The sequence below is a fragment of the Vibrio sp. 2134-1 genome (assembly GCF_033339495.1).
Genome location: NZ_JAWOUS010000017.1, coordinates 114,121 through 123,440, shown reverse-complemented (window position 1 = coordinate 123,440; position 9,320 = coordinate 114,121). Strand labels below are relative to the sequence as shown.

General features: G+C 44.9%; 11 protein-coding genes and 2 tRNA genes. 3 read left to right on the top strand and 10 right to left on the bottom strand.

Annotation, left to right across the window (positions count from 1 at the left end; genetic code table 11):
• The 5 genes from R7R78_RS18190 to mutY all read right to left on the bottom strand — a co-directional run bounded on the left by R7R78_RS18190 (nt 1) and on the right by mutY (nt 2,904).
• Nucleotides 1–76, bottom strand: a tRNA-Thr gene (locus R7R78_RS18190).
• A gap of 66 nt (nt 77–142) precedes the next feature.
• Nucleotides 143–218 (bottom strand) — tRNA-Phe (locus R7R78_RS18185).
• A gap of 100 nt (nt 219–318) precedes the next feature.
• Nucleotides 319–1,458, bottom strand: coding sequence for a membrane-bound lytic murein transglycosylase MltC (gene mltC, locus R7R78_RS18180; RefSeq protein ID WP_005381001.1), 1,140 nt, complete (start codon nt 1,456–1,458; stop codon nt 319–321).
• Nucleotides 1,459–1,535: 77 nt separating this feature from the next.
• Complete coding sequence (locus tag R7R78_RS18175) at nt 1,536–1,808, bottom strand: oxidative damage protection protein (RefSeq protein ID WP_005381002.1); 273 nt, start codon at nt 1,806–1,808, stop codon at nt 1,536–1,538.
• A 19-nt stretch (nt 1,809–1,827) separates the two neighbouring features.
• Nucleotides 1,828–2,904 (bottom strand): A/G-specific adenine glycosylase, encoded by a 1,077-nt coding sequence (mutY, locus tag R7R78_RS18170; RefSeq protein ID WP_225474084.1) that lies wholly within the window; start codon nt 2,902–2,904, stop codon nt 1,828–1,830.
• A 203-nt stretch (nt 2,905–3,107) separates the two neighbouring features.
• Here mutY and trmB point away from each other — a divergent pair, with 203 nt between their 5' ends.
• The 3 genes from trmB (at nt 3,108) to glsB (ending at nt 5,892) form a co-directional block, all read left to right on the top strand.
• Nucleotides 3,108–3,827, top strand: a complete 720-nt coding sequence (gene trmB, locus R7R78_RS18165; protein WP_005384506.1) for a tRNA (guanosine(46)-N7)-methyltransferase TrmB — start codon at nt 3,108–3,110, stop codon at nt 3,825–3,827.
• A 17-nt stretch (nt 3,828–3,844) separates the two neighbouring features.
• Complete coding sequence (locus R7R78_RS18160; RefSeq protein WP_005384509.1) at nt 3,845–4,873, top strand: TRM11 family SAM-dependent methyltransferase; 1,029 nt, start codon at nt 3,845–3,847, stop codon at nt 4,871–4,873.
• Between the two features lie 98 nt (nt 4,874–4,971).
• On the top strand, nt 4,972–5,892 hold the full coding sequence (gene glsB / locus R7R78_RS18155; protein WP_005381007.1) for a glutaminase B: 921 nt from the start codon (nt 4,972–4,974) through the stop codon (nt 5,890–5,892).
• A 90-nt stretch (nt 5,893–5,982) separates the two neighbouring features.
• Here glsB and hemW read toward each other — a convergent pair whose 3' ends face one another.
• The 5 genes from hemW to R7R78_RS18130 form a co-directional block, all read right to left on the bottom strand.
• Entirely contained in the window at nt 5,983–7,161 is a 1,179-nt protein-coding gene (gene hemW, locus R7R78_RS18150; protein ID WP_225474083.1) for a radical SAM family heme chaperone HemW, read from the bottom strand.
• A gap of 18 nt (nt 7,162–7,179) precedes the next feature.
• Nucleotides 7,180–7,782, bottom strand: coding sequence for an XTP/dITP diphosphatase (locus R7R78_RS18145; protein ID WP_005381009.1), 603 nt, complete (start codon nt 7,780–7,782; stop codon nt 7,180–7,182).
• Between the two features lie 118 nt (nt 7,783–7,900).
• A complete protein-coding gene (locus R7R78_RS18140; protein ID WP_005384513.1) occupies nt 7,901–8,332 on the bottom strand; it encodes a DUF4426 domain-containing protein in 432 nt (143 codons plus the stop codon).
• Nucleotides 8,333–8,460: 128 nt separating this feature from the next.
• Nucleotides 8,461–8,751 carry a DUF167 family protein YggU gene (yggU, locus tag R7R78_RS18135; protein WP_005384515.1) on the bottom strand — a complete coding sequence of 97 codons (291 nt, stop codon included), beginning with the start codon at nt 8,749–8,751 and terminating at the stop codon, nt 8,461–8,463.
• Nucleotides 8,751–9,308: a YggT family protein gene (locus R7R78_RS18130; protein ID WP_005381012.1), complete on the bottom strand. Its 558-nt coding sequence runs from the start codon at nt 9,306–9,308 to the stop codon at nt 8,751–8,753. The genes yggU and R7R78_RS18130 overlap by 1 nt, the downstream gene beginning before the upstream one ends.
• Nucleotides 9,309–9,320 lie beyond the last annotated feature (12 nt).

Here is a 9,320-nt window from a genome sequence, read left to right as displayed (position 1 = left end):
TGGTGCCGACTACCGGAATCGAACTGGTGACCTACTGATTACAAGTCAGTTGCTCTACCTACTGAGCTAAGTCGGCACACTTTATTCTTTGTGCTTTTGTCCGTGTTATAACATTTCGTTAAGACACCAACAAATCAAATTGTGGTGCCCGGAGGCGGAATCGAACCACCGACACGAGGATTTTCAATCCTCTGCTCTACCGACTGAGCTATCCGGGCAACGGAGCGCTATTAAACGGATTTTCCCGCGTTGCGTCAACCACTTTTTTTAAATAATTTCAAAAAAGTGGTTGTTCGAACGCTTTTTATTCAACTGTCACTACAAAGTTTGCTTCGAGTTAAATTCCTTTTTGAAATTTGTAACTTTTTCTAGGTAGCGACGCGCTTCTGCGTTCGGGTGTTTCTTGGTTAACGCCCAATAAACTTGGTTGGGTTGCAATGAATTAAGATCTTGCATTGCGCGTTTGCGATCACTGCGATGAAATGTGTTTAAAACTCCTCCAGTACCGCCATTGTAAGCTGAAATCATGCTGTACTCGAGAGAGGTAGGGTGGCGGACTTCTCTTAAATAACGATTTTTTAAGATATAGAAATACGCAGTACCGGTATCTATGTTGTTTTCTGGATTAAACAAATATTCAGGGCTTGGTTGGCCCGAGCGCTTTTTCACGAGTTTGAACACATCTCGTCCCGCTGTTTTAGGTACAACTTGCATTAGGCCATACGCATTTGCCCAACTTACCGCGTATGGGTTGAAGCTGCTCTCGGTTTTAATAATGGCGTATATCAAGTCTTCTGGAATGTCGTATTTCTTGGAAGCTCGACGCACGATATCGGCGTATTGGTAGCTGCGAGTTGAAAAGTGGTCTTCAACCATGGGAATTTCGACGTAATACGCTTTCTTGAAATCTACATTTTTGGTTTTTATTTTATTTGCGATGAGGTATTCCGCAAATCGGTTTGCCCGCCAAGACCATTGAATTGGCTTATTGTCTTGGTCGACAACTTGTTTATACAGGAATGGTTGCCCCTCTAACGTGATACCTTTAGAGGAGAATAAGTCGACGTGCGCGGGATCGTCTGGTGTTAATAAGGTGGTGACAATCGCGTCTTTTAGGTGTTTTTGGGGCTCGGTCGGTGATACGGTCTCTATCGTGATCACGCCTTTGCGAAAGTCGACCTCGGCGCGGCTAAGGTAGTTATCGATGTACTTAACGTAATTACTCTTGCCAGCGTACTTGATTTCTTTTTTACCCCAGCGCTTTTGAATATTGCCTGAAAAGCTATTGATTAAGGCATCTAGCGCCGCAGTATCTTTTTCAAATTGTCCTGGTAGCTCAGCTAAGTTATTGGCAAAACGGTTTGTTGGCTCGTAGTTGACGTCATAAATCTTTTCGACGAATTCACGGCTACAGCCTGCCATTAAAAGTGCGGCAGCAATAAAGACAATTTTTTTCATAAGTATCAGAGTTATTGAAGGTAATAGAAAAATGACACCACAAATGGTTGTGATGTCATTGTTTAACTCAAGCGACTTTATTCGCTCGGAGGTGTGTAACCTTCGATATGAACGTCTTTTCCTTCAAAGAGGAAATTTACCATTTCTGTTTCGATCAGTTTGCGGTGTTCTGGATCCATCATGTTGAGTTTCTTCTCGTTGATCAACATGGTTTGTTTGTGTTGCCACTGAGCCCACGCTTCTTTCGAGATGTTGTCGAAAATGCGTTTACCTAGTTCACCAGGGTAAAGTTGAAAGTCTAGACCTTCGCCTTCTTTCTTTAGTCGAGCACAAAATACAGTGCGGCTCATAATGACTCCTTGTATTCAATTAACGAAGTTCGTGGGGTAGCGTTTCCAGCAATAGTTTTACTGGCGCGGCTAAACCGACTTCTTCAGGTTTAGATAAGTTATACCAAAGACCTTTGTTGCCTTCCATTATCACGTCCGGTTGCTTTGATAAATCAAACAAAATTGGCGTGATATCTAGGTGGTAATGGCTGAATGTATGACGAAAGGTAATCAGTGTTTGCTTCTGTTTGATATTGCAGGCTTGAATGCCGCGTTGATCCAGTAGCAATTCAATGTCGCTTTCTGCATCCACATGTTCGGTTTGTGGGAAGCAGAATAAGCCACCCCAAATGCCTGTTTGTGGTCTTTGCTCCAACCACACCTCATGACCATTTTCGGTGTTGTGGTGAAGCATCACGAAACGAGTTTGCTTGATTGGCTTATCTTTCTTCGGTTTTTTGCCCGGGTAGTCGAGCACATTACCTTGTTGCTTTGCCACACACAGATCAGCAACAGGGCAGAGGCTACATTTGGGTTTGCTGCGAGTGCAGACCATTGCGCCCATGTCCATCATTGCCTGGTTATACTTATCTACATCCGTTTGTGGGGTATGCGTTTCGGCAATTTCCCACAGCTGGTTTTCAACCTTTTTTTGTCCTGGCCATCCTTCGACTGCGAAACAGCGGGATAGGGTGCGCTTCACGTTACCATCAAGAATCGCGTGTGGTTGTTTATACACAGACGATAAAATGGCGGCAGCAGTAGAGCGACCAATCCCCGGTAGGGCGTTCATTTTCTCTATATCAAGAGGAAACTCACCATTGTATGTAGAGGCGACCTCTTGTGCTGCTTTGTGAAGGTTACGGGCTCGGGCGTAATACCCTAAGCCAGTCCAAAGGTGTAGGACTTCATCTTGCTCAGCATTGGCAAGATCGATCACGGTTGGAAAGCGCTCCAAAAAACGTTGGTAATACGGAATAACCGTAGTGACCTGAGTTTGCTGAAGCATAATTTCAGACAACCAGACACTGTATGCGGTCTTATTTTGTTGCCACGGAAGATCTTTTCTTCCATATGCGTCATACCATTCTAGGATGGCACTGGCGAAAGGTGTCACGACTTGCTCTGTATTCTATTATTGGTTAGGTGCAAAATTGCACCACATAATGGGCAAGAAGTACAACGGATAAACAGTAGGGATATAAAGAGGTGTGTCGTTGCTTTTGGGTTGCCATAGACCAAGAGCTCAACAAATACTTGCACCTAAGTAAATTCTTTGGATAATCCCCGCTTTGATTAATCAATGTGCAGGCAAAATCAATGAGTGAAGTAACCACTAACGAATACAACGAAGACGGAAAGCTGATCCGCAAAATCCGCAGCTTTGTACGCCGTGAAGGGCGTTTGACTAAAGGTCAAGAGAGCGCGATGAATGAATGCTGGCCTACGATGGGTATTGACTTCAAAGCTGAACTTCTCGATTGGAAAGAGGTGTTTGGCAACGATAACCCAGTAGTGCTTGAGATCGGTTTTGGTATGGGTGCTTCATTGGTTGAAATGGCAAAGAACGCGCCAGAGAAAAACTTCATCGGTATCGAAGTTCATAGCCCAGGCGTTGGTGCTTGTCTTGCCGATGCTCGCGAAGCGGGAATTACTAACCTGCGTGTAATGTGTCACGATGCGGTAGAAGTATTCGAACACATGATCCCAAATGGCAGCTTATCGACACTGCAATTGTTCTTCCCAGACCCTTGGCATAAGAAGCGTCACCACAAGCGTCGTATTGTTCAATTAGGTTTTGCGGAAATGGTGCGTGAGAAGCTTATCCCTAATGAAGGTATTTTCCACATGGCGACCGACTGGGAAAACTACGCAGAGCACATGATTGAAGTGATGAACCAAGCGCCAGGTTTCGAAAACATTGCTAAAGATGGTGATTTCGTTCCTCGTCCAGACGATCGCCCGCTAACGAAGTTTGAAGCTCGTGGTCACCGTCTTGGTCACGGTGTTTGGGATATCAAATATAAGCGTATTGCGTAACCAGAGGAGTTCATGGGATGTACCATTACGCGATATTAGCGAATCCGGGTCATAACCGAATTTACTTTGATAGCGCAATGACCATTGCCTGTTCTGAACTAAAAGCAATTTTAGCTTCACAAGGCGTGGATGTGACAGAAATTGGTAGTAAAGACGTTGGCTTACCTGCTGCGTTGGTGTTTTCTTGTCAGGAAGCGCTAACCGATGAGCAGGCGCGAAGAATCGCAGCCTCTTCGATTTACTATGCGCTATTTGAAGTGCGCGAAGATGGTTTACTTCGACCAGTTCAAGCGCCCGTATTTAACACTTTCCCGGAAAGCATGAGCCAGATTTTGCGCTACACCGGGAAAACAAATGAGCAGTTTACCCGTTTGATGGTGAATATCGGCATTAGTGCGTCCAATACGGGAAGTGAACAACTGACCTTAATGGATCCAATGTGTGGTAAAGGTACAACCTTATTTGAAGGCTTGATCCACGGTTTGAACGTGGTAGGGGTTGAGATCAACGCCAAGTGGGTGCAAGAGATCCAGACCTTTATTGTTAAGTTCATGAAGAATGGCCGCTTTAAGCACAAAGTGAGCAAAGAAAAGCGCACTGCGGGTGGCAAGAAAGTGGCGGATGGTTTCGTGGTTGAAGCTGCAGCAAATAAAGAAGATTACAACCAAGGCAATCTTCAGTTTATGAAGCTGTATTCGGCTGATACTCGTATCGCTGATCAAGTCGTGAAAAAGAACTCAGTTGATGTGATGGTGTCTGATCTGCCTTATGGCGTGCAGCACGGCAGCAAAAATGCCAAGGACAGCAAACTGAACCGTAGTCCACTAGAGCTTTTAAAAGAGGCTCTGCCTGCATGGAAAGTGGTATTGAAAAAGCAAGGTTCAGTGGTGTTGTCTTTCAATGAATTCACATTGAAATGGAAAGATGTCGCGGCATTATTTGAAGAGCAAGGTTGGAAGGTACTTTCAGAAGAGCCTTACATCGGTTATCTTCACCGTGTTGATCAATCTATCAACCGCAATATTATTGTGGCAGTAAAACCATAATCGACTTGAGTCGAACGAACCCTATGGAAAAGCCAACGACACGTTGGCTTTTTTTACCTCTGAGCTCAACGAGTTCTCTTGTAAATAGAAGGTAGAGAATGAAACCGACAGTGGAAATTTTGACAGATATTTTGGCGGAAGTACGCCCTTTAATCGGCCAAGGTAAAGTGGCTGATTACATTCCTGCTCTGGCAAAAGTACCCAGCAACAAGTTAGGTATTGCGGTATACACCAACGAAGGTGAGGTTATTAAGGCGGGTGATGCCGATGAACCTTTCTCTATCCAATCTATTTCAAAAGCATTGAGCTTGACGTTAGCGATGTGCTTGTACAAGCAAGAAGAAATTTGGTCTCGAGTGGGAAAAGAGCCTTCGGGGCAGGCATTTAATTCGCTAATCCAGCTAGAAATGGAGCAAGGTATTCCTCGTAATCCATTTATAAATGCTGGAGCGATAGTAGTGGCAGATTTGTTACAAACTCGCTTATCTGCACCTCGTCAGCGCCTGTTGGAATTTGTGCGTCAGCTTTCTGGTGATACCCATATTGTGTATGACAAAGTCGTTGCGGCATCCGAAATGATGCATGGTGATCGTAATGCGGCGATTGCATATCTCATGCGTTCGTTTGGCAACTTCGAAAATGAAGTGATTCCAGTACTACAAAACTACTTCCACGCTTGTGCGCTGAAGATGAGTTGCGTCGATTTGGCTAAAACGTTTAGCTATTTAGCAAACAAGGGCACATCGGTACAAACGGGTAAGCCTGTAGTTTCTCCTGTGCAAACCAAACAACTTAATGCACTGTTAGCAACGTGTGGCTTGTATGATGGCGCGGGCGAGTTTGCTTATCGCGTTGGTATGCCTGGTAAGTCTGGTGTTGGTGGTGGCATTATCGCGGTAGTACCTGGTGAAATGACCATTTCAGTATGGTCTCCAGAGCTTGATCCTTCAGGTAACTCGCTTGCGGGTACTAAGGCGCTTGAGCTGCTCTCAGAGCGAATTGGCCGTTCAATTTTCTAATGTTAGAAATGTGTCAACCTTATTTAGGACGGCACAGTTTCTAAATAAAAAGCCTCTCAATTGAGAGGCTTTTTTTGTTTTTGGGTTGCGTTACTCTTCGCTTTCTTCGGCCATAAAGGCTTCGAGCAAATCATTAAGGAAGAGCTTCCCTTTTTCAGTAATTTGCCAGTGGGTAGGCGTTTCACTCAGGTAGCCCATTTCTATCGCCCAGTTGATGGTTTCTTGAATCGTACTAAGCGGTAAGCCCGTGGTGTCCACGTAATCTTGCTTCGGACAGGCTTCAATTAAGCGGAATCGGTTCATAAAGAACTCGAATGGACGATCTTCATCCGCGACGACATGTTCCGTATGCAGATAAGGTTTGACCATATTTTGATAAGCCGCTAAATAGCCTCGCGGGTGTTTTACCTTTGTCGTTCGAATAATACGTCCGTCGGTAAAACTGAGTTTGCCATGAGAGCCACAACCGATACCAAGGTAATCACCAAAGCGCCAGTAGTTGAGGTTGTGCTGACACTGATAGCCCGGCTTACTGTAACCGGAGATTTCATATTGCACATAACCCGCGGCTGCAAGTTTTTGGTGTCCGAGCTCGAAAATATCCCACAAGTCATCATCGTCAGGTAGCGTTGGTGGCTTGTAGTAGAACATGGTGTTTGGTTCGATGGTCAGCTGATACCAAGACAAGTGCGGCGGTGCCAACTCAATCGCTTTGTCCAAATCTGCCAAGGCTTGTTCGATGCTTTGATCAGGTAAGCCGTGCATGAGATCGAGGTTAAAGCTGTTCAAACCGATTTGGTGCGCCAGCTTAGCAGCATTGACGGCTTCGTCTTGGCCGTGAATGCGCCCCAAACGCTCAAGCTTCTGCTGCTCAAAGCTTTGTACGCCGATAGAGATACGCGTTACACCAGCTTTGCGGTAGCCAACAAAACGCTCTGCTTCGATGGTGCCTGGATTCGCTTCCATGGTGATTTCGATTTCAGGCTTGAACGGAATACGCGCTTTAATGCCCTTAAGTAGACGCTCGATGCCTTCTGCCGAAATCAAACTCGGCGTACCACCACCAATGAAGATTGAATGCAGTGGACGTGGCGCTTCGTTAAGTCGGTATTTCTCAATGTCGGTATCCAAATCTTCTAAAAGGGCACTGATGTACTCTTCTTCTGGAATCTCGGTTTTGAGCGCGTGAGAGTTAAAGTCGCAATACGGGCACTTTTGCACACACCAAGGGATGTGTACATACAAGCTGAGTGCTGGGGGCGTTAACATGGTCTAATTCGCTCGTGATTACTGAGACACTTGCTCAGACAGTTGAGCAAACAACGACTTGAGCGCTTTACCGCGGTGAGACAGTTGTTTCTTACGTGCAGGTTCAAGTTCGGCTGACGCACAGTTGTCTTCAGGAACAAAGAAGATAGGGTCGTAGCCAAAGCCATTTTCACCGTGTGCTTCAGTTAGAATTCGGCCTTCCCATTTACCGTGACAGACGATAGGCGTTGGGTCGTTCTCGTGACGCATGAGGACTAATACGCAGTGGAAACGTGCTGTACGCTCTGCTTCTGGTACGCCTTCCATTGCCGCTAGCAATTTTTCTAGATTCTCTTGATCAGATGCGCTCTCGCCTGCGTAACGTGCAGAGTAAATGCCCGGAGCGCCTTTTAAGAAATCGACTTCTAATCCAGAGTCGTCTGCAATGGCAGGAAGCCCTGTTTCTTGTGCGGCATGGCGAGCTTTAATGATTGCGTTTTCAATGAAAGTTGTACCCGTTTCAGCTACTTCCGATACATTGAATTCACTTTGCGCTAATACTTCAAAGCCGAAGTCAGACAATAAATCTGCCATTTCACGAACTTTGCCTTGGTTACCAGTTGCTAGCACAATTTTTTTCATGGGAATCTCTTTTAATAGTGATAGAGGAGAACAAATCGTTCTCCTCTAGATATTCTTTAACTAATAAATGGTTTTTAGCCTGCTTAGATCCAAAAGCTTTTGGAACATCACAACCCAATTACTCTTCAACATAAAACTTCTGGGTGAATTTAAGCTTACCTGAGCCTTTGTTTCCAGCTTTTACGTCAATATCGAAAGTAAAAGTTTCTTCGTGGGTAATTGACAGTTCGGCTAAGTAGTATATCGCATTGCCTTCTTTGACTTCACGAAAGGTCAAGGTCTGAGTTTGGCCGATAAGGTTCTTCGCGCGTCCAGCAATTTTTGCTTCTAATGCTGGCTTACCCAATGAAGCTCTATCTAACACGCTAATATTAACCACAGCGAGGTATCCATTACGTTTGATATCGTAGCTACGTGCGACTTTGGGTGTTAGGAATGTTGAGTTAAACGCGACATAGTGTACTTCGATATCTTTCATATTTTTAAACTGATCGGCGAAGCTTGGTAACGACAACAGGCTAATCAGTAATGCGGTAATCCATTTGCTCATTGTTACTTCCTCAAAGCACTTGTTATAAAACAACCATAGCTGCAATTTTACCTTGGTCAGGGGGTAAAAAATGCGTACTCAGTCGTTGGTATTAGTAAGTGTGGTACAAAATCGTAAATAAAAAGCCATCATAAGATGGCTTTAATTTCTGTCGGTATCTGGGTAGGCGATTCTATCCGAACTTGTTTGTGCCGTCCTAATTCACCTTTTTCTATGTGAACCAAGCCCTTAGCGATTTTAAACTGCTTGGCTAAGAACTTAGTTAGGTGTGCATTAGCTTTGCCATCGACAGGTGGAGCAGTAATGGCGATTTTTAGCTCTTCACCATGCAAGCCAACGATTTTATCGCGGCTAGCTTTAGGTTGAATATAGAGCTTCAGGATGATGTCCTCACCATCTTGCCAAACTGCAGCTGACATTATAGCTGGAACCAAATTGGACCAATGATATCGCCCATTAAGAAGTTCGCGAACTGCAAGCCGATAAATAACACTAGTACGCTTAAATCAAGACCACCAATAGCCGGAAGAATACGACGGATTGGAGCGCACATTGGCTCGGTCAGTTGATGGAATACGTACTCGATAGGGCTGCGGCCTTGGCTTACCCAGCTCAAAATTGCACGGATCAATAGTACCCAGAACAATAGGCCACCTGCGGCTTTGATTAATGATAATAAGCCCAAGAATAAGAAGTCAGCGCTGAAAGAGACGGAACCGTTCGAAGCTATTAGGATAAGCACGACAAATTTAAGCACACACAACACGTAGGCAAACAACACGGTTGCTAGGTCAATATTCCCCACGGAAGGGATAACGCGGCGCAATGGACCAATGACCGGCTGAGTCGCTTTTACTATAAATTGCGAGAATGGGTTGTAGAAGTCTGCGCGCGCAGCTTGCAACCAAATTCGCAAAATTACGACCATGATGTACAGGTCAAATAGGGTTGAGATGAGAAAACTCATTGAATTCATAAGGTACCCTTA

What these genes read in the sequence shown, in the direction of transcription:
- R7R78_RS18145 (WP_005381009.1), bottom strand. Translation starts at nt 7,782, where the DNA reads ATGAAAAAAATTGTGCTAGCAACTGGTAACCAAGGCAAAGTTCGTGAA.
- R7R78_RS18160 (WP_005384509.1), top strand. Translation starts at nt 3,845, where the DNA reads ATGTACCATTACGCGATATTAGCGAATCCGGGTCATAACCGAATTTAC.
- glsB (WP_005381007.1), top strand. Translation starts at nt 4,972, where the DNA reads ATGAAACCGACAGTGGAAATTTTGACAGATATTTTGGCGGAAGTACGC.
- R7R78_RS18175 (WP_005381002.1), bottom strand. Translation starts at nt 1,808, where the DNA reads ATGAGCCGCACTGTATTTTGTGCTCGACTAAAGAAAGAAGGCGAAGGT.
- R7R78_RS18140 (WP_005384513.1), bottom strand. Translation starts at nt 8,332, where the DNA reads ATGAGCAAATGGATTACCGCATTACTGATTAGCCTGTTGTCGTTACCA.
- yggU (WP_005384515.1), bottom strand. Translation starts at nt 8,751, where the DNA reads ATGTCAGCTGCAGTTTGGCAAGATGGTGAGGACATCATCCTGAAGCTC.
- R7R78_RS18130 (WP_005381012.1), bottom strand. Translation starts at nt 9,308, where the DNA reads ATGAATTCAATGAGTTTTCTCATCTCAACCCTATTTGACCTGTACATC.
- mltC (WP_005381001.1), bottom strand. Translation starts at nt 1,458, where the DNA reads ATGAAAAAAATTGTCTTTATTGCTGCCGCACTTTTAATGGCAGGCTGT.
- hemW (WP_225474083.1), bottom strand. Translation starts at nt 7,161, where the DNA reads ATGTTAACGCCCCCAGCACTCAGCTTGTATGTACACATCCCTTGGTGT.
- trmB (WP_005384506.1), top strand. Translation starts at nt 3,108, where the DNA reads ATGAGTGAAGTAACCACTAACGAATACAACGAAGACGGAAAGCTGATC.